The 25003-nt window shown below is 64.8% G+C and carries 31 protein-coding genes; 22 read left to right on the forward strand and 9 right to left on the reverse strand.

The window, feature by feature from the left end; translation table 11 throughout:
- The 7 genes from BH683_RS06375 to BH683_RS06405 all read right to left on the reverse strand — a co-directional run bounded on the left by BH683_RS06375 (position 1) and on the right by BH683_RS06405 (position 8793).
- The gene (locus tag BH683_RS06375) at positions 1–1011 is read right to left on the reverse strand and encodes a LacI family DNA-binding transcriptional regulator (RefSeq protein WP_084835432.1); all 1011 of its coding nucleotides are present in this window, start codon (positions 1009–1011) and stop codon (positions 1–3) included.
- Positions 1012–1067: 56 nt separating this feature from the next.
- Positions 1068–2294 carry an alpha-hydroxy acid oxidase gene (locus tag BH683_RS06380; RefSeq protein ID WP_084835433.1) on the reverse strand — a complete coding sequence of 409 codons (1227 nt, stop codon included), beginning with the start codon at positions 2292–2294 and terminating at the stop codon, positions 1068–1070.
- The gene (locus BH683_RS06385) at positions 2291–3766 is read right to left on the reverse strand and encodes a rhamnulokinase family protein (protein ID WP_084835434.1); all 1476 of its coding nucleotides are present in this window, start codon (positions 3764–3766) and stop codon (positions 2291–2293) included. Before BH683_RS06385 ends, BH683_RS06380 begins: the two co-directional genes overlap by 4 nt.
- Positions 3763–5799, reverse strand: a complete 2037-nt coding sequence (locus BH683_RS06390; protein ID WP_084835435.1) for a bifunctional rhamnulose-1-phosphate aldolase/short-chain dehydrogenase — start codon at positions 5797–5799, stop codon at positions 3763–3765. Before BH683_RS06390 ends, BH683_RS06385 begins: the two co-directional genes overlap by 4 nt.
- 36 nt (positions 5800–5835) lie before the next feature.
- Entirely contained in the window at positions 5836–7005 is a 1170-nt protein-coding gene (gene rhaI, locus BH683_RS06395) for an L-rhamnose isomerase (protein ID WP_084835436.1), read from the reverse strand.
- A gap of 1 nt (position 7006) precedes the next feature.
- Positions 7007–8401 (reverse strand): MFS transporter, encoded by a 1395-nt coding sequence (locus tag BH683_RS06400; RefSeq protein ID WP_246833216.1) that lies wholly within the window; start codon positions 8399–8401, stop codon positions 7007–7009.
- A 74-nt stretch (positions 8402–8475) separates the two neighbouring features.
- On the reverse strand, positions 8476–8793 hold the full coding sequence (locus tag BH683_RS06405) for an L-rhamnose mutarotase (protein ID WP_084835437.1): 318 nt from the start codon (positions 8791–8793) through the stop codon (positions 8476–8478).
- A gap of 332 nt (positions 8794–9125) precedes the next feature.
- On the opposite strand from BH683_RS06405, the gene infA reads away from it, so the two are divergent.
- The 8 genes from infA (at position 9126) to truA (ending at position 13848) form a co-directional block, all read left to right on the forward strand.
- Positions 9126–9344 (forward strand): translation initiation factor IF-1, encoded by a 219-nt coding sequence (gene infA, locus BH683_RS06410; RefSeq protein ID WP_020109371.1) that lies wholly within the window; start codon positions 9126–9128, stop codon positions 9342–9344.
- A gap of 84 nt (positions 9345–9428) precedes the next feature.
- Positions 9429–9542, forward strand: coding sequence for a 50S ribosomal protein L36 (gene rpmJ, locus BH683_RS06415; protein ID WP_040515091.1), 114 nt, complete (start codon positions 9429–9431; stop codon positions 9540–9542).
- Between the two features lie 180 nt (positions 9543–9722).
- Positions 9723–10091, forward strand: coding sequence for a 30S ribosomal protein S13 (gene rpsM / locus BH683_RS06420; RefSeq protein ID WP_084835438.1), 369 nt, complete (start codon positions 9723–9725; stop codon positions 10089–10091).
- 3 nt (positions 10092–10094) lie between these two features.
- Positions 10095–10502 carry a 30S ribosomal protein S11 gene (gene rpsK, locus BH683_RS06425; protein WP_084835439.1) on the forward strand — a complete coding sequence of 136 codons (408 nt, stop codon included), beginning with the start codon at positions 10095–10097 and terminating at the stop codon, positions 10500–10502.
- 22 nt (positions 10503–10524) lie between these two features.
- Complete coding sequence (gene rpsD, locus BH683_RS06430; RefSeq protein ID WP_084835440.1) at positions 10525–11130, forward strand: 30S ribosomal protein S4; 606 nt, start codon at positions 10525–10527, stop codon at positions 11128–11130.
- A gap of 103 nt (positions 11131–11233) precedes the next feature.
- The gene (locus tag BH683_RS06435; RefSeq protein ID WP_084835441.1) at positions 11234–12289 is read left to right on the forward strand and encodes a DNA-directed RNA polymerase subunit alpha; all 1056 of its coding nucleotides are present in this window, start codon (positions 11234–11236) and stop codon (positions 12287–12289) included.
- Between the two features lie 53 nt (positions 12290–12342).
- On the forward strand, positions 12343–12924 hold the full coding sequence (gene rplQ / locus BH683_RS06440) for a 50S ribosomal protein L17 (RefSeq protein WP_084835442.1): 582 nt from the start codon (positions 12343–12345) through the stop codon (positions 12922–12924).
- Positions 12925–13005: 81 nt separating this feature from the next.
- The gene (truA, locus tag BH683_RS06445) at positions 13006–13848 is read left to right on the forward strand and encodes a tRNA pseudouridine(38-40) synthase TruA (protein ID WP_084835443.1); all 843 of its coding nucleotides are present in this window, start codon (positions 13006–13008) and stop codon (positions 13846–13848) included.
- A gap of 81 nt (positions 13849–13929) precedes the next feature.
- Here truA and BH683_RS06450 read toward each other — a convergent pair whose 3' ends face one another.
- Together BH683_RS06450 and BH683_RS06455 are read right to left on the reverse strand one after the other, a co-directional pair.
- Positions 13930–14415: a TM2 domain-containing protein gene (locus tag BH683_RS06450; RefSeq protein ID WP_084835444.1), complete on the reverse strand. Its 486-nt coding sequence runs from the start codon at positions 14413–14415 to the stop codon at positions 13930–13932.
- Positions 14416–14445: 30 nt separating this feature from the next.
- Positions 14446–15996: a MinD/ParA family protein gene (locus tag BH683_RS06455; RefSeq protein ID WP_084835445.1), complete on the reverse strand. Its 1551-nt coding sequence runs from the start codon at positions 15994–15996 to the stop codon at positions 14446–14448.
- A gap of 193 nt (positions 15997–16189) precedes the next feature.
- On the opposite strand from BH683_RS06455, the gene BH683_RS06460 reads away from it, so the two are divergent.
- The 14 genes from BH683_RS06460 (at position 16190) to BH683_RS06525 (ending at position 24999) form a co-directional block, all read left to right on the forward strand.
- On the forward strand, positions 16190–16501 hold the full coding sequence (locus BH683_RS06460; RefSeq protein WP_084835446.1) for a hypothetical protein: 312 nt from the start codon (positions 16190–16192) through the stop codon (positions 16499–16501).
- Positions 16498–16863, forward strand: coding sequence for a YbaB/EbfC family nucleoid-associated protein (locus BH683_RS06465; protein ID WP_084835447.1), 366 nt, complete (start codon positions 16498–16500; stop codon positions 16861–16863). The genes BH683_RS06460 and BH683_RS06465 overlap by 4 nt, the downstream gene beginning before the upstream one ends.
- A 98-nt stretch (positions 16864–16961) precedes the next feature.
- Positions 16962–17279 carry a type VII secretion target gene (locus BH683_RS06470; protein WP_084835448.1) on the forward strand — a complete coding sequence of 106 codons (318 nt, stop codon included), beginning with the start codon at positions 16962–16964 and terminating at the stop codon, positions 17277–17279.
- A 161-nt stretch (positions 17280–17440) separates the two neighbouring features.
- Complete coding sequence (locus BH683_RS06475; RefSeq protein WP_143695983.1) at positions 17441–17665, forward strand: hypothetical protein; 225 nt, start codon at positions 17441–17443, stop codon at positions 17663–17665.
- Between the two features lie 39 nt (positions 17666–17704).
- Positions 17705–18010 carry a PE family protein gene (locus tag BH683_RS06480; protein WP_084835450.1) on the forward strand — a complete coding sequence of 102 codons (306 nt, stop codon included), beginning with the start codon at positions 17705–17707 and terminating at the stop codon, positions 18008–18010.
- 20 nt (positions 18011–18030) lie between these two features.
- Positions 18031–19074, forward strand: a complete 1044-nt coding sequence (locus BH683_RS06485; RefSeq protein ID WP_084835451.1) for a PPE domain-containing protein — start codon at positions 18031–18033, stop codon at positions 19072–19074.
- A gap of 5 nt (positions 19075–19079) precedes the next feature.
- A complete protein-coding gene (locus tag BH683_RS06490) occupies positions 19080–19901 on the forward strand; it encodes an ESX secretion-associated protein EspG (protein WP_246833219.1) in 822 nt (273 codons plus the stop codon).
- Positions 19902–20031: 130 nt separating this feature from the next.
- Positions 20032–20352: a WXG100 family type VII secretion target gene (locus BH683_RS06495; RefSeq protein WP_084835453.1), complete on the forward strand. Its 321-nt coding sequence runs from the start codon at positions 20032–20034 to the stop codon at positions 20350–20352.
- 49 nt (positions 20353–20401) lie between these two features.
- Positions 20402–20692 carry a WXG100 family type VII secretion target gene (locus BH683_RS06500; RefSeq protein ID WP_084835454.1) on the forward strand — a complete coding sequence of 97 codons (291 nt, stop codon included), beginning with the start codon at positions 20402–20404 and terminating at the stop codon, positions 20690–20692.
- A 263-nt stretch (positions 20693–20955) separates the two neighbouring features.
- Positions 20956–22452, forward strand: a complete 1497-nt coding sequence (locus tag BH683_RS06505) for an amino acid permease (protein WP_084835455.1) — start codon at positions 20956–20958, stop codon at positions 22450–22452.
- 172 nt (positions 22453–22624) lie between these two features.
- Complete coding sequence (locus BH683_RS06510; protein WP_084835456.1) at positions 22625–23869, forward strand: alkane 1-monooxygenase; 1245 nt, start codon at positions 22625–22627, stop codon at positions 23867–23869.
- Entirely contained in the window at positions 23866–24042 is a 177-nt protein-coding gene (locus BH683_RS06515) for a rubredoxin (RefSeq protein WP_084835457.1), read from the forward strand. Before BH683_RS06510 ends, BH683_RS06515 begins: the two co-directional genes overlap by 4 nt.
- Positions 24039–24218, forward strand: a complete 180-nt coding sequence (locus BH683_RS06520) for a rubredoxin (protein WP_084835458.1) — start codon at positions 24039–24041, stop codon at positions 24216–24218. Before BH683_RS06515 ends, BH683_RS06520 begins: the two co-directional genes overlap by 4 nt.
- A gap of 124 nt (positions 24219–24342) precedes the next feature.
- Positions 24343–24999, forward strand: coding sequence for a TetR family transcriptional regulator (locus BH683_RS06525; RefSeq protein ID WP_084835459.1), 657 nt, complete (start codon positions 24343–24345; stop codon positions 24997–24999).
- Positions 25000–25003: the final 4 nt, after the last annotated feature.

Consider the following 25003-nt stretch of genomic DNA (forward strand, 5'->3'; position numbering starts at 1 on the left):
TCAGCCGGGTGCGGTGGAGGCCCGTACGACCAGCTGCGGCTGGAAAAGCACATGCCGAGGCGGGGTCTGTGGAGACCTGGACATCTCATCGACGAGGAGCTCGATGGCGCTGGACCCCAGTTGACGGCTCGGCTGGCTGATCGATGACAGGGGGACCACTGCGGACTGGGCGAAGTCGATGTCGTCGTAGCCGATGAGCGCGATGTCGCGTGGAACCGCGATGTCGCCGAGCATCGTCAGGGCTTGCAGGATCCCGATGGCGAGGAGGTCGTTGGCGCAGAAGACTGCGTCAGGACGTTCGTCCGCCGGACGCCTGCGGATTTCCTCGCCCGCAGCGCGACCTGCCAGCACACTCAGTGCAGGCGTTTCGATCACCTCGAGCGTCGCACCGGGTACCCGGGCGATCGCCTCGCGAGCGCCGCGCAGTCGGTCGGCCACCTGGTGCAGGCCGCGGGGGCCGCCGACGAAGGCGAGCCGGCGCCTCCCGGTCTCGCACAGGTGCTCGCACGCCAGCGCACCACCGGCGACATCGTCGACGGTGACCGAGGGGAACACCGTCCCCTGCCCGTTCCGGTCGACGAGAACCACGGGCGTTCCGCGCTGATGCAACGCTTCGAGCCGGCTCAGGTCATCACCGACCGGCGACACCAGAACTCCGAAAACCCGTTGTTCGTCGAAGGTTTCGATGTACATGTGCTCGCGGGCGACGTCGTCGTCGGAGGTACCCAGCAGGAGGGTGAGGTTGTTCTCCGCCGCCTGCCGCTCTGCGGCCCGGGCGAGATCGGTGAAGAACGGGTTCCCCACATCGAGCACGATCAAGCCGACGCAGCGCGACCTACCAGCTTTGAGTTGCCGCGCAGCGTCGTTGCGTACGAAACCGAGTTCGGTGATCGCCTTGTGCACTCGATCGACAGTGGCCGGTGCGACCTTGTCGGGCGAGTTCAGCACGTTCGACACGGTTCCGAGGGACACCGACGCGGCTGCGGCCACGTCGCGCATGCTCACCGGCATCGCTGTTTCCCTTTCCGACCTTCGGGTGGACACCCGACTCCGCGTCCACCGACAGGCTAGCGCGGAGCGAGTCGGGTCAGCTGTGTGACGTGTGCAGGGGTCAACTCCTCGAGCGAGGTGACACCCAGAAGTCGCATGGTGCGTTCGACCTGTTCGGCGAGGATGTCGACGGCCCGGTTAACGCCCGCTTCGCCACCTGCCATGAGGCCGTAGAGGTAAGCCCGGCCGATCAGGGTGAAACGGGCGCCGAGGGCGATGGCCGCGACGATGTCGGCCCCGGACATGATGCCGGTGTCGAGGAGGACCTCGGTGTCGGAACCGACCTCGCGGGCGACGTCAGGGAGCAGGTGAAAGGGGATCGGCGCCCGGTCGAGTTGCCGTCCACCATGATTGGACAACACGATGCCATCGACACCCAGGTCGACCACAGCATGTGCGTCGGCCACGGTCTGGATGCCCTTCACGACGATCTTGCCGGGCCACTGATCGCGGATCCAGGCCAGGTCGTCGAAGGTCACCGTCGGATCGAACATGGTGTCCAGCAGTTCGGCAACGGTACCCGACCAGCGATCGAGGGAGGCGAAGGCCAGCGGTTCGGTGGTGAGGAAATCGATCCACCAACTCGGGCGCGGCAGCGCATTGAGGACTGTGCCCGGGGTGAGCGCAGGTGGGATCGACATCCCGTTGCGCTTGTCCCGCAGGCGTGCGCCGGCGACCGGCACGTCGACGGTGACGAGCAGGGTGTCGTAACCTGCCTTGGCGGCCCGGTCGACCAGTGCCATCGAGCGGTCGCGTTCTTTCCACATGTAGAGCTGGAACCAGTTGCGGCCCTGCGGATTGGCTTCCTGGACATCCTCGATGGACGCGGTGCCCATGGTGGACAGCGAGAAGGGGATGCCCGCCCGTGCCGCGGCATGGGCGCCTGCGATCTCGCCTTCGGTCTGCATCATGCGGGTGAAACCGGTGGGCGCGATACCGAACGGCAACGACACCGGAGCGCCGAGGACCTCCCAACCGGTGCTCACCTTGGAGACGTCACGCAAGATCGCCGGATTGAATTGGATGTCTGCGAAAGCTTCTCGGGCACGACCGATGGAGATCTCCGCCTCGGCGGAACCGTCGGTGTAATCGAAGGCGGCCTTCGGGGTGCGGCGTTTGGCGATGCGGCGTAGGTCCTCGATCGTCAGCGCGGCGTCCAGTCGCCGCTTCTTGGCGTCGAACTCCGGCTTCTTGAACTTCATCAGGGGCGCGAGGTCGTTGACCTTCGGCAGTTGTCGCTTCATCGGGTTGCCTTCAGGTGGTGTGGGCGGGCCGCGGTGCGCGGCTCGAAACGTTCGGGTGGGAAGGTGGCGGCGACCAGCGCGCGGGCGCTCTCGGGATCGTCGGCGATCAGCTCTTTCGTGCGGGCGGAGATCAGGATGTTGCCGATCGCGGTGGCCTCGACGGGGCCCGCGAGTACCGGTATTCCGAGTCGGTCTGCGGTGAGCTGACACAGCAACCGATTTCGGGAGCCGCCGCCGACGATGTGCACGACCTCGACGGCGGTGCCCGAGAGCGATGCCGCCTCACGAACACGACGGGCGAAAGCTCCGGCGAGGCTCTCCAGGATGGCTCGAACCATCGGGGCGTGGCCGGCCGGGGCGGGAAGGCCTCGGCCGGCGTACCACTGCGCGATACGCGCCGGCATGTCACCGGGTGTCAGGAACTCCGGGTCATCGGTGTCGAAGAGCTCGACCGGAGGGTGTGCCTGTGCTGCCTCGTCGAGCAGTCGGGGCAGCTCGACGGCCGTGCCTTCGCGCTGCCATTGCCGCACGGACTCACTCAGGAGCCACAGGCCCATGACGTTGCGCAGGAATCGTATCCGCCTGTCCGCCCCGACCTCATTGGTGAAGTTGGCGACGCGAGCCGCCGGGTCGACGACCCGGTCGGCCAGCTCGACGCCGACCAGTCCCCAGGTGCCGCATGAGATGTATGCGGCCGATTCGGGGCGCATCGGCACCGCGACGACCGCCGAGGCGGTGTCGTGCGAGGCAACGGCGCTCACTGTGACCGACGACGGCAGTCCGAGCTGCGTGACGATCTGCGGCAGGACCGGACCGAGTTCGGAGCCGGGTTCGATGAGCGCGGGAAACAACCCGGTGGGCAGCCCGAGCGTACGTTCGAGTTCGCTGTCCCAGATGCCGTCCGCGCCGAGCAGCCCGGTGGTCGAGGCGTTGGTGCGTTCGGTCGCCATCTGACCGGTCAGCCAATACCCGATGAGGTCCGGGATCAGCAGTGCCCGGTCGGCGAGCTCCAGTGTCCCGGCCTGCTTTTCCGCCATCAGTTGGTACACGGTGTTGAAGGGCAGGAACTGCAAGCCGTTGCGGGCGTAGAGCACTGCGGGATCGATCCCTTGGTGTACCGCCGAGACACCGGCGTGGTTCCGGTCATCGCGGTAGTGGTACGGCAGGCCGAGCAGGCGCCCGTCGCGCAGCAACCCGTAATCGACTGCCCACGAGTCGATCCCGATCCCGATCAGATCCGTGGCCTGACGTGCCGCCGACGACAAGCCGTCGCGGATATGCGAGTACAGGCCGGGTACGTCCCAGTGCAACGCGGTTCGGTGGCCGTCCCAGATCGGGAGGGGGCCGTTGGGGAATCGATTCACCTCGCGAATGTCCAGTCGGCCGTCGCCGACCTCGGCCAGCATCACGCGACCGCTGGTCGCTCCCAGGTCGACGGCGGCCAGCTCGGCCACGCGTGAGCCCTTGCTCATCGCAGGAATGCCGCGGCCACACCGGCATCGACGGGCACATGCAGGCCGGTGGTGTGCGACATGTCGGAGCTGCACAGCACGAACGCCGCGTTGGCGATGTTCTCCGGCAGCACTTCGCGTTTGAGCAATGTGCGCTGGGCGTAGAACTCGCCGAGATCTTCTTCGGCGACACCGTAGACGGCCGCTCGCTTCGCGCCCCAGCCGCCGGCGAAGATGCCCGATCCGCGGACGACGCCGTCGGGGTTGATGCCGTTGACCTTGATGCCGTGCTCGCCGAGTTCGGCGGCGAGCAGTCGAACCTGATGTGCCTGATCGGCTTTGGTGGCCGAATACGCGATGTTGTTGGGGCCGGCGAACACCGAGTTCTTCGACGAGATGTACAGGATGTCGCCGCCCATCTGCTGATCGATGAGTGCCTTGGCAGCGGCCTTGGACACCAGGAACGATCCGCGGGCCATCACGTTGTGCTGCAGGTCCCAGTCTGCCGCGGTGGTGTCGAGAAGCGATTTCGACAGCGACAGTCCGGCGTTGTTGACCACCAGGTCGATACCGCCGAACGCGAGGACGCACGCATCGATCGCGGCCTGCACCTGCGCCTCGTCGGTGACGTCGGCGCGGATTCCGATGGCGACGTCGGAGCCTCCGATCTCCTCGGCCGCCGCTGCTGCCTTCTCCGCGTCGAGGTCGGCGATCACGACGCATGCACCTTCGGCGGCGAGCCGGGTCGCGATGGCCTTGCCGATGCCCGAGGCGGCGCCGGTCACCAGAGCGATGCGGGTGGCCAGTGGCTTGGGCTTGGGCATCCGGGCGAGCTTGGCCTCTTCCAGGGCCCAGTACTCGATGCGGAACTTCTCGACTTCGTCGATGGGCAGGTAGTGCGAGATCGACTCTGCGCCGCGCATGACATTGATGGCGTTGAGGTAGAACTCGCCGGCCACGCGGGCGGTTTGTTTGTTCTTGCCGTAGCTGAACATGCCGACGCCCGGGATGAGCACGATTGCGGGGTCGGCCCCGCGCATGGCGGGGGAGTCCTCGGTCGCATGCCGGTTGTAGTAGGCGGTGTAGTCATCTCGATACGAGCGGTGGAGCTCTTTGAGACGTGTTATGCAGTCCCCGATGGGCGCGTCGGCCGGCAGGTCGAGCACCATCGGCTTGACCTTGGTGCGCAAGAAGTGATCGGGGCACGACGTCCCGAGCGAGGCGAGCCGGGGATGCTCCGCGCCGGTGAGGAATTCGAGGACCGGGTCGGTGTCGGTGAAGTGTCCGACCTGGGCGTTGTCGGTGGATGCCAATCCGCGCAGGGTCGGTGCCAGCGCTGCGGCCTTCGCTCGACGCTCCGCTGGACTGAGCGGGCCGAAGCCCCGTAGCGGCGGACCGAACGGCTGCGGCCGGCCGTTGGCCGCGATGAATTCCTCTGCGGCGGCGATGATCTCGAGCGAGTTTGCCTCGGCAGCCTCGGAGGTGTCGCCCCAGGCGGTGATGCCGTGACCGCCGAGGATTGTTCCGATCGCCTGCGGATTCTGGCGCTTGACCTCGGAGATGTCGAGCCCGAGCTGGAAACCGGGTCGCCGCCACGGAACCCAGATCACCCGGTCGCCCCAGATCTGCTTGGTGATCGCTTCACCGTCGGCGGCGGTCGCTATCGCGATACCGGAGTCGGGGTGCAGGTGGTCGACGTGGGCGGCGTCGACCAGGCCGTGCATGGCGGTGTCGATCGAGGGCGCCGCGCCGCCGCGACCGTGCAGGGTGTAGTCGAACGCTGCGACCATCTCGTCCTCGCGGTCGACGCCGGGGTACACGTCGGTCAGCGCGCGCAGACGGTCCAGTCGCAGTACCGCGAGGCCGTTCTCGGTGAGGGTGCCCAGGTCGCCGCCCGAACCCTTGACCCACATCAGGTCGACGTCCTGACCGGTCACCGGGTCGCGGTCGGTGCCCTTGGCGGAAGTGTTGCCGCCCGCATAGTTGGTGTTCTTGGGGTCGGCGCCGAGCCGGTTGGAGCGTTCGATCAGTTGGTTGACGGTTTCATTGGTCATGGTGTTGTTCCTTCGGAAATGGTGATGCGGGAATGCTCAAGCGCCCCAGGAAGACTGCGTACCGCCGACGCGGGCGGCGGCGATCTCTTCCTGGTATCCGGAGTCGGCGAATGCAGCCATCGGATCGGCCGGGAGGCCGCGCTCGGTTCGCCAGGTCGCAAGATCGGGCCGGATGTCGGTGTAGAACGCGTCCATGAAGATTGCGTTGGCGCCCAACACATCTCCCGCCTCCTGGGCGGCGGCCAGCGCGTCGGTGTCGACGAGCAGCGCGCGGGTGGTCATCTCCTGCACGTTGAGCACCGATCGGATCTGGCCGGGGATCTTCTCTTCGACGTTGTGGCACTGATCGAGCATCAGGGCGACCGGCGACCCGGTGGCGAGGCCGCCGCCGCGGATGACCTCGAACATGATGCGGAACAGCTGGAACGGATCGGCCGCGCCGACGATCAGGTCGTCGTCGGCGTAGAACCGGGAGTTGAAGTCGAACGATCCGAGTTTCCCCAACCGCAGCAACTGCGCCACGATGAACTCGATGTTCGTCCCCGGCGCGTGGTGGCCGGTGTCGAGGCAGACCAGGGCGCGTTCGCCGAGAGCGCTGACCTGGGCGTACGAGGTACCCCAGTCGGGCACATCTGTCATGTATGTCGCGGGCTCGAAGAACTTGTACTCCAGCACCATCCGCTGCTCGTGACCGATGTGCTGGTAGATGGTCGCGAGTGACTCCGCGAGGCGATCCTGCCTGCCGCGGATGTCGCCCTGGCCCGGGTAGTTCGTGCCGTCGGCGAGCCAGATCTTCAGGTCGCGGGAACCGGTCTCGTTCATCACCTCGATGCATGCGAGGTGATGATCGATCGCCTTCTGCCGCACATGCTTGTCGGTGTGGGTCAGGCTGCCGAACTTGTAGTCGTCGTCCTGGAAGGTGTTGGAGTTGACCGTTCCCAGGCCGACTCCCAGGTCGGCGGCATAGGTTCGTAGCGCCCCGAAGTCGTCGACGAGATCCCAGGGGATGTGGAGTGCGACCTTCGGTGCCAGTCCGGTGAAGCGGTGCACGGTCGCGGCGTCGGCGATCTTCTCCTCGACGGTGCGCGGGGTGCCGGGGGTGCCGAAGACCTTGAACCGCGTCCCGGAGTTTCCGAACGCCCAGGAGGGGAGTTCGATGGCCAGGTTCTGAAACGTTTCAATTGCGTCGGAGTCGAAGTTTCTCATCTCAGTTTCCTCCTGCGTTTCCTGCTGACGCCGGCACGTTCACCGTCGGGGACGGCTCCTGCCGAACCGGATCCCGTCGAGCTGCAGGTGTGGTGGTCGTCAATTCGGGACTGATCGGCTCGCCGTAGCGCTCGATCTCGATGTCCTTGAGTTCCTTACCGCGCGTGTTGGGGGCCCAGACAACCCCGACGATCAGTGAAGCCGTCAGGCAGATCATCAGGATGAGTCCGACCCAGGCCAGACCGGTGGCGGCGAGCAGGGTGGGGAAGAAGTAGCTCAGCAGGCCGGTGGCCGTGCGGACCACGAAGAACATGATGCCCTGGGCGCTGGCCCGGTACGGGGTCGCGAACAATTCGCTGGCCCAGAGGCTGTAGAAGGCCTGCGCACCGACACCGCTCGAGATGCCCCAGCAGATCGCGAAGATGAGAAGGGTGGTCATGCCGCCGTCGGTGAACAGGACCAGCACGCCCCAGGCGAAGATGCCGGGGATGGCGCCGAGTACGAACAGCAGGCGCTGCGACATGTGGTCGGCGAGACGCATGAAGACGAAATACGTGGCCAGTACCGTCATGCCCCAGACCAGCACCTGCAGCAGGTTCTGCTGGACCTCGCTCTCGAGGCCTGCGGTCTCGTACACCCGGGGCATGAAGATGCCCGCCTGGCCGGCGACGGTGTTCCAGAAGCCGTAGATGCCGATGAGCACGAGCAGGGCAGTGATGTTGACCTTCTTCGAGAACAGGCCACGCAGGCCTTCTCCTCCCGAGGCGGACGCCTGCGGTGCGTCCGCGTTCTCGCGGCCCTCGTCCTTCCAGATCTTCGACTCGACCAGCCCTTGACGGATCCACCAGACCACGGCGGCGACGACGAACAGGTGGAGGAAGATGATCCGTGATCCCAGGAGTCCCAGCGGGGCGAGCGCGGCGGCCAGCGCGAAGCCGACCAGCGGTCCGACCGACCACGCGAGCTGGGCGGTGCCGACGTGCTTGGCGCGAGCGCCAGAAGGGGCCTGCTCGGCAATGTAGGTCCACGACGCGGGGACGCCGGCGCCGACCGCGATACCGGTGACCACGAACGCGATCATCAGCATTCCGAAATTCATGGCGAACGCGGCCAGCAAAACGCCGACCATGTAGACGATCAGGTCGTAGGTGTAGATCGCTTTGCGGCCGTAGCGATCACACAGCGGACCGCCGATGGCGGCGCCGATCGCGGCTCCGAAAGCGTTGGCGCTGAGTGCGGCGAGCAACCCGACGGCGAAGTTGCTGATGCCGAACTCGTCTTGCCAGAAACCGAGGCTGGTGGCGATCGCGATGATCGATCCGGCCTCGATGTAGTTGGACATGGCGACCGAGATGGTCGCTTTCCAACCGGTGGTCTTCTTCGCCCCGAGCTTCATGGGGTCTCCTTCAGGGGGTTATGAGATGGGAGGGTACTGCGGACTAGCGAGGGGTGGAACTAACTAGGGGAGGGTCATGCGAGGTGGAAATAGTCATCGAGAACGGTCATCGCGGTGTCGGGGTTGGTTCCGGTGTCGAAGTACTGGGCCATCTGGCCCTGCCACCGTTCGTTCACCTCGGTCCGGGCCATCAGCTCCCGGGCCCGCTCGAAGTCGTCGGTCTCGAGGTAGCCGACCACCAGGCCGTCGGTAGGGCGTAGGAACAGCGAGTAGTTGTGCCAGCCGGACGAGCGAAGGGCCTCGAGCATCTCGGGCCAGACATTCTCGTGGGCGGCGAGGTAGTCGTCGATGCGATCTGGTTGCAGATTCATCGTGAAACACACTCTGTGCATGTGGTGCCTGTCAGTGACGAAACGCTGTTGAAACGTTTCAATTTGTGAGTGGAGTCACGGTAAACCGGCAGATGTGATCGCGTCAAGGGGCAGTTTCGAGCCGGGCGGGTTGGCCGACGGTGGGGGATATCGGACTTATTTGTCCTGAGCAGCGCAGCAGCGTAAAGTTGATCAACGGTGCACCCGCGCCGGGTTGTCTTCGTGCCCAGATCCGCAGAACTCTGTCGAGTCCTCTGCCAGCTGTCACTCGAATATCCGGGACACGGGCGTGCCATGAAGGTAATCGAACAGAACTGTTCAGGTGTGGTGAACACACCAGAATCGTGGAGGCTATGGCCAAAGAAGGCGCGATCGAGGTCGAGGGTCGAGTTGTCGAACCCCTGCCCAATGCAATGTTCCGCATTGAGCTGGAGAACGGCCACAAGGTGCTCGCCCACATCAGTGGCAAGATGCGGCAGCACTACATCCGCATCCTGCCCGAGGACCGCGTGGTCGTGGAGCTGTCGCCCTACGACCTGACCCGCGGCCGCATCGTTTACCGGTACAAGTAAAGGCTTCCCGGACACCTCCGGGTAAGAACACCAGCTGTGGTGCAGCTTTGCGCTGCGCCTCGGGGCTTTGAAGGAGATCGAGACGTGAAGGTTCAGCCGAGCGTCAAGCCGATCTGCGAGAAGTGCAAGGTGATCCGGCGTAACGGCCGGGTCATGGTGATCTGCGACAACCTGCGTCACAAGCAGCGTCAGGGCTGATCAGCACCCTCGCAAGATCGCTTGCAAGAGCGAGACACAACTGAATACAGGCTAGAGAAGACCTCCCAGCACCAGCGGCGATAAACGGATCACCGCCTACCCCCGGCACGGAGGCCGGGGCCCCTCGCAGAGCAGGGGACGGACTGGGAGCAGACCTCCGAGAACCAAAGGAAACGCCACATGGCACGTGTTGCTGGTGTAGACCTCCCGCGCGAAAAGCGCCTGGAGATCGCACTGACTTACATCTATGGAGTTGGTCGTACCACCTCCAAGGAGATCCTTGCCGCGACCGGTCTCAGCGCCGATCTGCGGGCCAAGGATCTCACCGACGAAGACGTTCTGAAGCTTCGCGAGTACCTCGAGGCCTCGGTCAAGGTCGAAGGTGACCTACGCCGCGAGGTGCAGGCCGACATTCGTCGCAAGATCGAGATCGGCTGCTACCAGGGTCTGCGTCACCGTCGTGGACTGCCTGTCCGTGGACAGCGCACCAAGACCAACGCCCGGACCCGTAAGGGCCCGAAGAAGACCATCGCCGGGAAGAAGAAGTAATCCATGCCTCCTAAGTCACGTAGCGCCGGCCCCAAGAAGGGCACTCGTCGTCGCGAGAAGAAGAACGTCCCGCACGGCAGCGCGCACATCAAGAGCACGTTCAACAACACCATCGTCTCCATCACCGATCCGGCCGGCAATGTCATCGCCTGGGCGTCTTCGGGCCACGTCGGCTTCAAGGGTTCGCGTAAGAGCACCCCGTTCGCCGCGCAGCTCGCCGCCGAGAGTGCTGCCCGCAAGGCGCAGGAACACGGCGTCAAGAAGGTCGACGTCTTCGTGAAGGGCCCGGGTTCGGGCCGCGAGACCGCAATTCGATCACTGCAGGCCGCCGGCCTCGAGGTCGGCACCATTTCCGATGTCACCCCGCAGCCGCACAACGGTTGCCGTCCGCCCAAGCGGCGTCGGGTCTAACGGGAAAGAAGAGGACTAGAAAATGGCTCGTTATACCGGACCCGCAACCCGCAAATCTCGCCGTCTGCGCGTCGACCTCGTCGGCGGAGACCAGGCGTTCGAGCGTCGCCCCTACCCGCCCGGCCAGCATGGCCGCGCGCGGATCAAGGAGAGCGAATACCTGCTCCAGCTGCAGGAGAAGCAGAAGGCTCGCTTCACCTACGGCGTGATGGAAAAGCAGTTCAGTCTCTATTACAAAGAAGCCAATCGTCGCAACGGCAAGACCGGTGACGAGCTGCTGCGTCTGCTCGAGACCCGTCTGGACAACGTCGTGTACCGCGCCGGACTGGCTCGTACCCGTCGTCAGGCCCGTCAGATGGTCAGCCACGGACACCTCACCGTCAACGGTGTGAAGGTCGACGTCCCGAGCTACCGCGTCTCTCGCTACGACATCATCGATGTCCGCCCGAAGTCGTTGCAGACCACGCCGTTCCAGATCGCCAAGGAAATCCAGGGCGATCGTCCGGTGCCGGGCTGGTTGCAGGTCGTGCCCAGCACGCTGCGCATCCTGGTGCACTCAGAGCCTGAGCGCGCACAGATCGACGTGCCGCTGCAGGAACAGCTCATCGTCGAGTTCTACTCGAAGTAGTCCACGAACCAGCCCAGCGCTGATTCGGTTTCCGCGGCAACCGCCGCACAGTTTCATTGTCTAGGACGTCATATAGCGGGCGTTCAAGAGGAGAAGAAGATACATGCTGATTTCACAGCGACCCACACTGTCCGAAGAGATCATCGCGGAAGACCGCTCGAAGTTCGTCATCGAGCCGCTTGAGCCAGGATTCGGTTACACCCTCGGTAACTCGCTCCGTCGCACCCTGCTCTCGTCGATCCCCGGCGCTGCTGTCACCAGCATCCGGATCGACGGGGTGCTGCACGAGTTCACCACCGTCCCGGGAGTCAAGGAAGATGTCACCGACATCATCCTGAACCTCAAGGGCCTGGTCGTGAGCTCGGAAGAAGACGAGCCGGTCACCATGTACGTGCGCAAGCAGGGACCCGGCGCGGTCACCGGCGCTGACATCGTGCCTCCGGCCGGTGTCACCGTGCACAATCCGGATCTGCACATCGCCACCCTGAACGACAAGGGCAAGTTGGAGATCGAGCTCGTCGTCGAGCGCGGTCGCGGCTACGTCCCCGCCGTCCAGAACAAGGCGTCCGGCGCCGAGATCGGCCGTATCCCGGTCGACTCGATCTACTCGCCGGTGCTCAAGGTCACCTACAAGGTGGAAGCCACCCGCGTCGAGCAGCGCACCGACTTCGATCGGCTCGTTCTCGACGTGGAGACCAAGAACTCCATCACCGCGCGGGACGCGCTGGCCTCGGCCGGCAAGACCCTGGTCGAACTGTTCGGACTCGCACGTGAGCTCAACGTCGAAGCAGAAGGCGTCGAGATCGGCCCCTCGCCCGCCGAGGCCGATCACATCGCGTCCTTCAGCCTTCCGATCGAGGACCTGGAACTCACCGTCCGGTCGTACAACTGCCTCAAGCGTGAGGGAGTGCACACCGTCGGCGAGCTCGTGGCCCGCACCGAATCGGATCTTCTCGACATCCGGAACTTCGGGCAGAAGTCGATCGACGAGGTCAAGGTCAAGCTGCACGCACTGGGCCTGGCGCTCAAGGACAGCCCGGCCAGCTTCGATCCGTCCCAGGTGGCCGGATATGACGTTGCCACCGGCACCTGGTCCGACGACGCTGCTTTCTCCGATGACGCTGCCGGCGAAGACTTCGCGGAAACCGAACAGCTCTAACCAGACCCCCAGCTCACGACCGAGAGGTCGAGAGCGAACCCTAGGAGTTCGAAATGCCCAAGCCCACAAAGGGTACCCGCCTCGGCGGGTCGGCTTCGCACCAGAAAGCGATGCTGGCGAACCTCGCCACCTCGCTCTTCGAGCACGGCCGGATCACCACGACCGAAGCCAAGGCGAAGAAGCTGCGTCCCTACGCGGAGAAGCTGATCACCCACGCGAAGGCCGGTAACCTGGCTCACCGTCGTGAGGTGCTCAAGGACATCCGTAACAAGGACGTCGTGCACACCCTGTTCGCCGAGATCGGGCCGTTCTACGCGGACCGTCCGGGTGGCTACACCCGCATCATCAAGACGCTGCCACGCAAGGGCGACAACGCCCCCATGGCAGTGATCGAACTGGTGAAGGAAAAGACCGCTTCGTCGGAGGCCGACCGCGCTACCCGCGCTGCCGCTTCGAAGAAGAAGGCCGATGAGGCTGTCGTCGAAGCCGATTCGGCTGACGACAACGTGGTCGAGGCCGTCGAGGCCGACGCCACCGATGCCGAGGTCGAGAACGCCGAAGCAGTCGCCGAGGGTCTGACCGATGAGACGACGGCCAAGAGCGCCGCCGAGATCGTCGACGAAGACAAGAAGTAAGACGCCTGCGCGTCAACGTTTCTGACGAGCCCGCCACCCGGTATTTCCGGTGGCGGGCTTCGTCATAGAAGAAGGGCCGCTATGCGGTTGCGGATGCAGATCGGCTACGACGGAACCGACTTCGCCGGATGGGCCAGACAGCCGGGGCAGCGGACGGTGTGTGGGGTTCTCGAAGAAGCGCTGAGTACGGTGCTGCGTGAGCCGGTCACCCTCACGGTTGCAGGCCGCACCGATGCGGGCGTCCACGCGACCGGGCAAGCCGCGCATTTCGACGTCAGCGAGGCATCGTTTCAGACCCGGTCGATCGCGGGGGATCCGGGCAAGCTGGTGCGCCGACTGGCGAAGATGCTGCCCACCGATGTGCGGGTCAAGGACATCGAAGAGGCCCCTGTCGAATTCGATGCCCGGTTCTCTGCGCTCCGCAGACACTACGAATACCGGTTGGCCGATGACCCGTGGGGCGCCGAACCGGTGGCGGCGCGGACGACCGCGGCCTGGTCTCGCCCCCTGAATGCCGATCTACTCGAAGAAGCATCGGCTGCGCTGTTGGGGCTCAACGACTTCGCCGCGTTTTGCCGCCGGCGTGACGGGGCCACCACAGTGCGCGAGCTACAGCACTTCAGCTGGATGCGCGACGACTTCGGGGTACTCGTCGCCCACGTCAGCGCCGACGCATTCTGCTGGTCGATGGTGCGTTCACTCGTCGGGGCAGTTGCGACCGTGGGTGAGGGGCGCAGATCAGTGCAGTGGTGCGCGGGACTGCTGCAGCAACGGAGCCGCTCGAGTGAGGTCCCGGTTGCGCCGGCCTGCGGTCTGAGTCTCGTCGGTGTCGATTACCCGGCCGACAGCAAGTTGGCCCTGCGTAATGCCGTGACCCGTGAAACCCGCACCGCTATCGACCCGAACGGCTGCTGCGGCGACTGACCCTCCCCGATGATGTGCTGTTCTGGCGAACAAAAGCACAGGTGGGGCCCGCCAGAACAACACACTTTCGGGGGCTGGGCGTCAATCCCTGAGTTTGAGTCCGCGGGAATCGCGGACGCTGCCGGTGAAGATCATGATCGCGTCGACGATCACCCAGATGCCGAGCCCGAGCAGGATGATGTATCCGATCAGGACGATCGCGAGGACCCATCCCGCGATCAGAGCGCACAACTGCCCGATCGCGATGCCATTGGAGCCGATGTAGAAGCGGCCGGCGCCGAAGCCGCCGAGGAACAGCTGCAACAGACCGGCAACCACCTTCGACTTGTCCGAAAGGGGTTCGCCCGAGTACGGATCGCGTCCGAAAGGTGCGCCCGGATCGCCGGAGAATCCGGCGACAGGCCCGAACGCGGCAGGCCCATATGCGGGTTGTCCGTAGGGGGCAGGTGCCGGATAAATCGGCATCGGCGCCTCGTAGGGTGCCGGGTATCCCGGTGAACCCTGTGGTGGCTGACTGCTCTGCCACTCCGGTGTGCCCGAATTCTCGTAGGGCCCTGGATAGCTCATCTTTTTACCTTACCGGTCGGCGGGGAAAGTTCAGGAATTGGTGTACGGCTCGTTGCGCCTGATCGTGGTGGACGGGAAGTCGTCCGCCACCGTGGCAGCCATTTCCACCAGTGCCCGCCGGGTCTGTTTGCCGAGGAGGTCGAGGTCGACCTCGGCGCCCTCGGCGAGATGATCGTCGAATGGGATCTGTTGTACGGCCCGACATCTGGTCAAGAAGTGTGCGCTGAGCTGATCTGTGTCGATGGACGATGCACCCGGACGTGATGAGCTCAATACCACCACTGCACTGCTGACGAGATGCCCGAAACCGTGTGCCTGAAGCCAGTCGAGCGTGGCCCCCGCACTCCGGGCGCCGTCGATCGCCGGCGAGGTGACCAGGATGAGTGCGTTGGCCATGTCGAGAACACCATTCATTGCCGAATGGCTCAGACCGGTGCCGCAGTCGGTGATGATGATGTTGTAGAACCGCTGCAGCACAGTCATCACGCCGCGGTAGTCGGTTTCGCTGAAAGCTTCGGCAACTGCCGGATCACGCTCTGAGGCAAGAACTTCCAACCTGCTCGGCGCCTGTGAGGTGTGGGCGCGCACATCGGAATAGCGGTAGATCGACTCATCGGACAGCAGATCGCGCACCGTGGAACGGGTTTGCTGCGGAATGCGCTGGGCCAGTGTGCCCAGGTCGGGGTTGGCGTCGACGGCGATCACGCGATCACCCCGCAAGGATGCAAAGGTCGAACCCAGTCCCACTGTGGTCGTGGTCTTCCCGACCCCGCCCTTGAGGGAGAGCACCGCGATGCGATAGTCGCCGCGGACGGGTTGGTTGACGCGCTCCAGCAATTGTTTGTAGACCAGGTCATCTGGCGACTCACCCGGATTGATGGTGCCCGCGGACAGTTTGTGGACCGTACGCCTCCAGCCGCTCGCAGGGGCGCGGCGGGCTTTACGGAGGAGGGCGACCTCATCGAGGCTCGCCGGGCCGTACCCAGTGTTGCCGTAGGGCGGGGGCTGGCCGTACCCGGGCTGCTGCAGTCCGGGTTGGGGTGGCCCGGGCTGGACCGCGGGATACTGCTGTCCGGGAACGGGTTGCGGCGGTCCGGGCTGCGGCAGCCCCTGCTGGGCGGGTCCGGGCGGTGGGGCATAGGCCGCCGGCGGCGCAAAGCCCTGGCCGTGCCGGGGTTCCGAGGTGAACTGAGCCGGACTCCCCGGTGGCGTGGCGGGCGGCGTCACTTCTGCGTGAAGGGGTGCAGGTGCGAACGGCGCGCCCGGTGACTGCGCAGGAATTCCGTAGGACTGCGGCTGTGGGTACCCAGGTGGTGCGTGCAAGGGCGGACCCGGCTGCGGCGGAACGGGTTGTGCATCCGCCTGCGGAGCGGCGGTGGATGGCTGACGCTCGACCGCATTTCCCTGCGGCGCGTCATCAGTGCCGTGCCGGCCTGGGTCGGCCTCGATGTTCGGCAATGCGGACGATGGATCTGGTTGTCGCGCTGGGATTCCCGATCGTTCAAATTGCGAAAGATCTATGTCGGCGTCGGCCTGCAACCACGGCGGCGGCGCCGGCACATCGGCATTGTTGTAGCTCACGGAACAGCCCCCTGTTGGCACGCTCGGTCATCTGCGGCAAATCGACGCAGGCAAACTGTCCACTTTCTAGCCGCCCCCGACCGTTTGTTATGGGCAGCATAGACCAAGGGGAGAAGTGGTGGATGTCTGAGCACCACTTCGCCGGTGTTATGGGTATTGTCTCGATCCAGGGGTCGAACAAGGGGGGACATCCATGGCTGCGGCGACTTCGCGCACCGGGACCATCACAGTGGTGACGACAGACCAGGGTTTGCCGACGGCTGTTCGGTTGGAACCGACGGAACTACGCAAGGATCCATCGATCCTGGCCGCAGAGGTGCTTCGCCTGTGTCAGCAGGCATCGATGCATGCGGGGGTGGCGCGTCGAGAGGAGCTCAAGGCAGCCGGTGTGAGTTCCGACATCATCGACCAGATGAAACTGCCGAGGGCCGACGATCTGGCGCGGGCCGAGTACCGGGACGATGCCGACGCCGGCGCGCCGAGCAGTTGGATGAGGTCGGTATGAGCTGGGCGATGGATGAACTGGAGGCCAGGGCCCGGCGACAACTCGACGGACTGCACGAGGTCAACGAGCGCCTGGCCGCGATCTCCGCGCGCGAGACATCGCCGGGCGATCACGTCACCGCTGAGGTCGACGGGGTGGGGACGCTGACGGGATTGTGGTTCGCGCCGTCGGCGCTGACCCTCGGCGCCGGTGCCCTCGGCGAGCTGATCGTGGCCACTGCCGGGGTCGCAGCAGGTCGGGCATTCGCCCGCCGCGCCGCGATACTCGAGGACTTCAACACCTCGTTCGCCGAACTCGTCGAGTCGCGGCCGGCATCTCTGACATCGACTCCGTCGACGCGGGGAACCGGATCGGCGTCCTAGGCGTCAGATACCCAGATGCAGCGGCCGGCGGGTCCTGGCGAGCGGTATCTGGGAACCACTTCATCAGCTGTTCCGGGTTCACATCACATGGGGGAAGAATGTCCGAGATCACTGCGGTGCCAGCCGCGATAGAGGCCTACGCAGACACTGCCGCGGTGATGTCCGCGGCGGTGGCCTCCGCCGGGTCGATCAATGCGGCCGCCAATGTCGCGACGATGGTTCCGGTGTTCGGCCTCATCGGCCAGGAGTTCCTGCTCGCTTTCGCGCAGGCGCAGGCCGGCCATCTGCTGGCGGTGGGCCAGCTTGCGGCCGTGCACGCGGGGACTGCAGCCGCCGCCCTGGCGACCGCCGCCGAATTCACCGAGACCGACGACGGAGCGGGCGGCCAGTTCAGGGCCATCGAGTCAGCGCTGTAGCGACCGGTCGGGGGACCACGTGAGCACACCGAACTTCACACCGAATCCGGCGGCGGCGCCGCTGGATCCGACCATCCGCGATCTCGTCGAGTCGAGTCCGTTGGGTCCGACCGTCGAATCGCACTCAGAGCGCCGTCGTGCCCGCCGGGATGGGGGGTCCGATGGCTCCGATGGGAGCGATGGGAGCCGGACGCGGCGCCGGTGCGTCAGATGATCAGCACGAGACCGCCGATTACCTGGTGACCGAGCTAAACGGGAGCCGCATCATCGGTGAGATCTCGGACGTCGCACCTGCCGTGATCGGCGAGACGCAGACACCTGATCCCGCACCATCGCCGGATGTGCGGCTGCGGCTGGGGCAACCGGCCCGCGATCAAGAAGTCTGACCAAAGAATTTTCTGACCGAAGAGCAACGGGGGGCAACAATGGGCAACGATCAGTTGAATGTGGATTCCGACGAGTTGTTGAGGGCCGCCGGCGAGTTGGACACCTTGGCCGACGGTCTGGAAGTCGCGCTGGCGCAGGAGAAGCCGAACTTGTCGGTCGACCCGGCGGGCCGTGACGAGGTGTCGGTCGCGGCGGCGACCACCTTGTCGGCGGTCGCCGAGACCTTTGTCGGGGGAGCCTCTGCCGGCGTACACGAGCTTCGGAAGATCGCCGCAGTACTGCGTGCGCAGGCCGTCGGATACCGGGGGGCCGAGGAGACGATCGAGGAGGCCTTCCGCCTCTGACCAGGCGGTGAGGACAGACGATGACAGGTTTCACCAATGTGGTCTGGCAGGCCAGACCGACCGAGCAGTTGGCGAGGGATCTCGGCGACGGCGCCGGGGTGGGTTCGCTCGCAGATGCCGGCGTCGGCTGGACCCGATTGTCGGCAGTCCTCGCCGACTCCGGTGCCGACTATCTGAAAATCTTGGCCAGGCTGGGTATCTCGTGGGAATCGGCGCATTCGGATCAGGCGTTCGCGAAGCTCGGGGCACTTGCCCCGTGGTTCGGCGACGCGGCCACGGCCGCGGCGGACAATGCGGGACGGGTCGCGGCTCAGTGCGCGGCCACCACAGTCGCCCGGCTCGCCATGCCGAATCTTCCCGAGATAGAGGTGACCACAGGAGTGCGGGACACGGCCGCTGCTGTCGGAGCAGTTTTGGGGACACCTATCGGAGGTGTGGCAGCCGACGCCGAACGTGCCCTACACGACCAGAAGCAACGAGCCGCCCGCGTGATGGAGACCTACGAGTCGGCGTCGGAACCGCTGGCCCGTCCGTGGACGAATCACTCTCCACCGGAGGTCGTCTCGCCGACCGCCCTGACATCGGAGGAGGCGTTCAGGCAGCACCGCGCCACCCCCACGGCGCCGGTGTCGCCGGCGGTGCCAGGTGGATCGGCAGGGATGGGGCCTGTTGCGATGCCGGTCGCCGTGACCGCATCTCGCGAGAAGTCTCGATTCGCGGCCACGGTGGTGGCAGGATCGAGTGCCGGGCCGATCGTCGCGGAGCCCGCGGCTTCCACCACACCAGCCAGGCCGACGTCTCCCATTCCGCCGATGGCTCCGATGGCGGGCGGTCTTGTGCCGAACAGTGAGACACCAGTGCGTCAACCGCGTTCGGTGCCGGCGGCCGGAATCGATTCCGCCGGAACCGAGGCCGCGACGACCACGATCGACTGGGCCCATTTCGATCAACCTGCCGCTGCCGCCGTCGAGCATCCTGATCCCCGGTACCGCAGCGGTCTGCTCGACCTGCCGGCGGCCACGTCGATACCCGCAGTGCTCGGCGCGGGGAATCAGGACCGGTGAGCGACATGTGGACGATGGAGACCGCGCCCGGTTATGAACTGACCGACGACCACCTGGATCATCTCGGATCGCTTTTGGGACATCAGACGTGGCCTGTGGTCTTGGCCATCGGACCAGGACACGAACATGTCCCGGCGCGTGATGCCGCACTGTTGTCGGCCGCGGACCAACTGGTCTCGCTGGGGATCCTGTGCGACGACCCGCATGCAGACCGAGGCGTGGCCGAACCGCTGGCGGACGCGCTATCGGTCCTCGCAAATCCGGAGAGACTCATCGAGATAAGGGTTTTCGCTTCCGTAGGATGTGCGCGATCGTGTCTCGCCCGGCAGGGTTCCAGGCATGTACTGGCCAGACGCACGGGTGTGGGTGTCGAGGTCCGAGAGGTATCGGTTCATTCCGAGAAGGACGTGGGTGCCATCGTCTCGAAACACCTCGGGTCGGCGGAGACGCCGCCTCTCCCGGCGTTCAGCGCTCCGGCCGACGAACTGCGCATGCGACTCGATCGCGCACGGTCAGCAGCCGACTACACGGATGCGTTCCACGCCATGGGCGCAGGCGATCAGATGGCGGCCGGCTACGCCGCGGCGTTCGAATCATGCACCGGCCATGCCGAGATCGTCGCCATCGAGTCAGGACAAGAGCGGACGGTTCGATCCGCCGGAGCCGTTGCGATATACGACACCGTGCGCGGCCGGATTCTCGCAGGTCCGAGCAAGTCTCCGGACGGAAGGATCTGGACGACGTTGTCGGGTGGTAGTCCGCACAGGATTTCTCAGGCAGTCGAGCTTCTCGTGGAAACACTGCCGTCGGGGAGGTGGTTGCCATGATCCGCAGGACACAGACGGACGCAGGTTGCGAACGCAGTCCTTGTTCGCCGCGTCTGCGGGGGTGCAGCCAGACGTTAGATCCGTGGACATCATCTGATGCCGCGGCAGCCATACAAAAAGGGGAAGAAAGATGACCAACGGTCTCGAACTCGACGTCTCGGCCGGCCTGGCCTCGACAAAATCGGTGGGGGACATCGTCGCCGACATGGGTACGGTGCTCGCCCGTATCACGGCCGACGCCGATGAAGCGCTCGCTCTGTGGAAGGGCAATGCCAGCGGGGCATTCCAGACCGCGGTGACCGCCTGGAAAGACGAGGCAACCCAGCTGCAGACGGCTCTCGAGGGCCTCAAGACCTCACTGTCCACCGGTTTCAACGGCTACGACGCCGAGGACCAGGACACCGCGGGCACCTTCAACAACGTCTCGGGTGGCTCCGGCCTCCGCTTGTAGCGCCCGCGTCAGACACCGACCACCACACTCAGATCGAGAGGATCTACCCATGAGCATCATCCAGTACAACTACCCGCGGATGGAAGAGCTGGCCGCACAGTTGAACAGCAACTTCAACCAGTTGGAGCACCTGGCGACCACTCTGAAGTCAGAAGTCGCCCGGCTGCACGAGAATTGGCAGTCACAGCAGGCCTCACAGGCTTACGGCTCGGCTCAGCAGACCTGGGATACGAGCTTCACCGACTCCCGCACCCTGCTGACCACCCTGTCGTCGAAGGTGACGGAAGCGTCGACCAACATGCAGGCAGCGGATCAGCGGACGGCAGGCTACTTCAGCTGACCACCGGTACCACCGAAACCCGTCGAAGTGTTGCTTCGGCGGGTTTCGGCGTCTGACGGGCAGTGGGTTCGCAACCGACCGAAGCGCGTTTGAAGTCGCTCGGTGCGGGGGATACGACTCGCGTCCTGTGATTGCCTAACGGTTACCCTTCCGGTCCGATAGTTTCGCATGCAGACCCTGCGCACCCCGCAGCGTCTTCCCGTCAAGTGAGGAGCTGTGTAGTGAGCAATCCGCTGACACGGACAAAATCCGTCGAGCAATCCATGGCTGATACCGAAGAACCCGGTTCACAGCTGAAAAAGAGTTTGACCTGGTGGGATCTCACCGTCTTCGGCGTCTCTGTCGTCATCGGCGCCGGTATCTTCACCATCACCGCGTCGACTGCCGGAGACAAGGCCGGCCCGGCGATCTCGCTGTCGTTCGTGATGGCGGCCATCGCCTGTGCGCTGGCCGCGCTCTGTTACGCCGAGTTCGCATCGACGGTCCCGGTGGCCGGTTCGGCCTACACGTTCGGATATGCAACCTTCGGTGAGTTCTTGGCCTGGATCCTGGGCTGGGACCTCATCCTCGAGTTCGCGGTCGGATCAGCCGTGGTCTCCAAGGGCTGGTCCAGCTATCTGGGAACTGTCTTCGGATTCTCCGGTGGGACAGTAGAAGTCGCCGGCCTCGACGTCGACTGGGGCGCGCTGGTCATCGTCGCGGTGATCACGACGCTGCTGGTCCTCGGTACCAAGCTGTCGTCGACGTTCAGCGCCGTCGTCACGACCATCAAGGTCGCAGTCGTACTGCTGGTCATCGTCGTGGGCTTCTTCTATATCAAGGCCGACAACTACAAGCCCTTCATCCCAGAGTCGCAGCCCTCCGATTCAGGTGGTAAGTCGGTCGACTCGACGCTGTTCTCGCTGATCACAGGTGGCGGTGACTCCAGCTATGGCTGGTACGGCGTCCTCGCAGCCGCATCCATCGTGTTCTTCGCGTTCATCGGATTCGACGTGGTCGCCACCACCGCGGAAGAGACCAAGAACCCGAGAAAGGATGTGCCACGCGGCATCCTGGGTTCCCTGGCCATCGTCACCGTCCTGTACATCCTGGTCACGGTCGTGGTGACCGGCATGCTCAACTACAAGGAACTCGCAACGTCCGCGGGTGACGGTGAACCGAAGAATCTGGCCTATGCGTTCGGTGAGAACGGTGTGACCTGGGCCGAGAAGGTGATCTCGATCGGTGCGCTGGCGGGTCTGACCACGGTCGTCATGGTTTTGATGCTCGGTCAGTCGCGGGTGCTGTTCGCGATGGCCCGAGACGGTCTGCTGCCCCGTTCACTCTCCAAGACCAGTAAGTTCGGAACCCCGGCCCGAATCCAGATCATCGTCGGTGTTGCGGTCGCGGTCGTGGCGGCATTCTTCCCGATCGACAAGCTCGAAGAGATGGTCAACGTGGGCACCCTGTTCGCCTTCGTCGTCGTGGCTGCCGGCGTGATCGTGCTGCGCAGGACACGGCCCGACCTGCAGCGCGGCTTCTCGGTGCCCTGGATGCCGGTGATCCCGATTCTGGCGATCATCTCGTGCGTCTGGCTGATGTTGAATCTGTCGGCTCTGACCTGGATCCGTTTCGTGATCTGGATGGTCATCGGTGTCATCGTCTACTTCGCGTACAGCCAGCGGCACTCGCTGGTCGGCAAACGAGAGCGCGGCGAGTTGTCGGACGAAGTCGGCGACGCGACGCGTGCCGCAAATCTGGAGAAGCGCGGCAAAGGCTGACCTTTCTACGGCCAGAAGGGCCCCCTGCTGAGGTTCTCCCTCGGCGGGGGCCTTTTTTGTGAACTGGGGCACTTTACAAATATGCCTATATGTATAGACATACGACGAAGGCGGCGGTACTGTCCATAACAGGTTTCAGTTAGTCGTGTTCAATCCCGCAAGGAGGCAGTTGATGAGCACCAATCTCACGACCGGGGGTGCCGGTGGCCCCGACACAGGGCCGGCGCCCGAACAGTGGCGCGACAAGAAGCGCCACTTGTGGCTGCTGGGTCTCGTACCGCCGACCGCACTCTTCCTTGCGACCGCGTTGGTCGCGGGGTTCAACGGGCTCGGACTCGACACGGTGTCACCGGTCTGGTGGTGGATCGGGCCGATGCTCGTCTACGTCCTGCTGCCGATCCTCGATGTGTTCTTCGGCCCGGACGGCCAGAATCCGCCAGAGGAACTGATGGAGCAGTTGGAGAACGACAAGTACTACCGCTACTGCACGTACGTCTACATCCCGTTCCAGCTGGCAAGTCTGATCTTCGCCTGTTACCTCTGGACCGCCAGCGATCTGAGTTGGCTCGGGATTGACGGCGGTCTGGGGATCGTCTCCAAGCTGGGGATCGCGCTGTCGATCGGGGTCATGGGAGGCATCGGGATCAACACCGCCCACGAGTTGGGCCACAAGAAGGACTCACTCGAGCGCTGGTTGTCGAAGGTCACCCTGGCGCAGACGTTTTACGGCCACTTCTACATCGAGCACAACCGCGGTCACCACGTGCGGGTGGCGACGCCGGAGGACCCGGCCAGCGCGAAATACGGTGAGACCTTCTGGGCCTTCTTGCCGCGCAGCGTGTGGGGGAGCCTGAAGTCGTCGTGGAAGCTCGAACGCACCCGGATGCAGCGACTCGATCATTCGGTCTGGAACATCCGGAATGACGTACTGAACGCATGGCTGATGTCCGTCGTCCTGTGGGGTGTCCTGACGGCCGTCTTCGGTTGGCAGATCCTGCCGTTCATGGTGATTCAGGCTGTCTACGGTTTCAGTCTGCTGGAGACGGTGAATTATCTCGAGCACTACGGATTGCTCCGGCAGAAGACCGAGAGCGGCCGTTACGTGCGAGCGGCCCCGGAACACAGCTGGAACTCCGATCACATCTGCACCAACATCTTCCTCTACCACCTGCAACGGCACAGCGATCATCACGCCAATCCGACCCGGCGCTACCAGACGCTGCGCAGCTTCGACGAGGCACCGAGCCTGCCGAGCGGCTACGCAAGCATGATCACGTTGGCCTACTTCCCGCCGATCTGGCGAAAAGTAATGGATCACAGGGTGATCGAGCATTACGCAGGAGACCTCGGGAAGGCCAACATCGTGCCCCGGCGGCGCGAGAAGATCTTGGCCAAGCATGCGGGCGGTGCCCGGTGAGCGCCTTCCGTTGCCCGGTTTGTGACTACGAATACGACGAGGCCACCGGAGCTCCCCGGGAGGGGTTCGCGCCCGGAACCAGTTGGCAGGACGTGCCCGACGACTGGCCCTGCCCTGACTGTGGCGTCCGGGAGAAGGTCGATTTCGAGCCGAGTGTGAAGGAAAAGCGATGAACTTCAAGTTGTACGTCTGTATGCAGTGCGGGTTCGAGTACGACGAAGAGAAAGGGTGGCCGGAAGACGGCATCGCCCCCGGCACCCGGTGGGATGACATCCCTGACGACTGGAGCTGCCCGGACTGTGGGGCGGCGAAGGCTGACTTCTACATGGAGGAAGTCACCCGCTCGTGACCGGAGACGCAGCGGAGCGGAGCTCGACCCGGGTGACCGGAGACGCAGCGGAGCGGAGCTCGACCCTGTTTACCGGAGACGCAGCGGAGCGGAGGTCGACCAGGTGACCGCTACGCTGGCCGGTATGCCTGATGTGTCCGCCGGTGTGGTGTCCGCTGCGGGTGGACCGGCATTGCCCTATGCACAGGCCACCAAGAAGCTGCTCCGGAACAGTCTGCTCGACGGTATGCGCGACCTGCTGCGTACGCGGGACTGGTCGTCGGTGACGATGGCCGATGTCGCCCGTGCGGCCGGCGTGAGCAGGCAGACCGTCTACAACGAGTTCGCTTCTCGGCAGGGGTTGGCCGAGGCGTATGCACTCCGACTCACCGACCACTTCGTCGATCAGGTCTCTGATGCGGTCCTGGCCCATGAGGGCGAGGCGAAGGTGGCTCTGGCTGAGGGGTTTTCGAGGTTCTTCGCGATCGCGGCGGACGACCCGTTGATTCAGTCGTTGTTGACCGGACAGGCCAAGCCCGACCTGTTGCGGCTCATCACCACGGACGCCGACCCCCTCATCACCACCGCGAGCACCCGGATAGTCTCCCTGCTGCGGACCAGCTGGATTCAGGCCGATGAGACCGCCGCCATCCTCATCGCCAGGGCCATCGTGCGGATGGCGTTGAGTTACGTGTCGATGCCCCCCGAGGCCGACCGCGATGTCGCCGACGATGTGGCCGAGATCTTCGGGCCGGTCGTCGATGCCGCAGCCGGGGGTGGGCGCCGGGAGTCCACCGGTTAGCCTG

It is taken from the genome of Williamsia sp. 1138 (genome assembly GCF_002095435.2).
Classification (GTDB): domain Bacteria; phylum Actinomycetota; class Actinomycetes; order Mycobacteriales; family Mycobacteriaceae; genus Williamsia.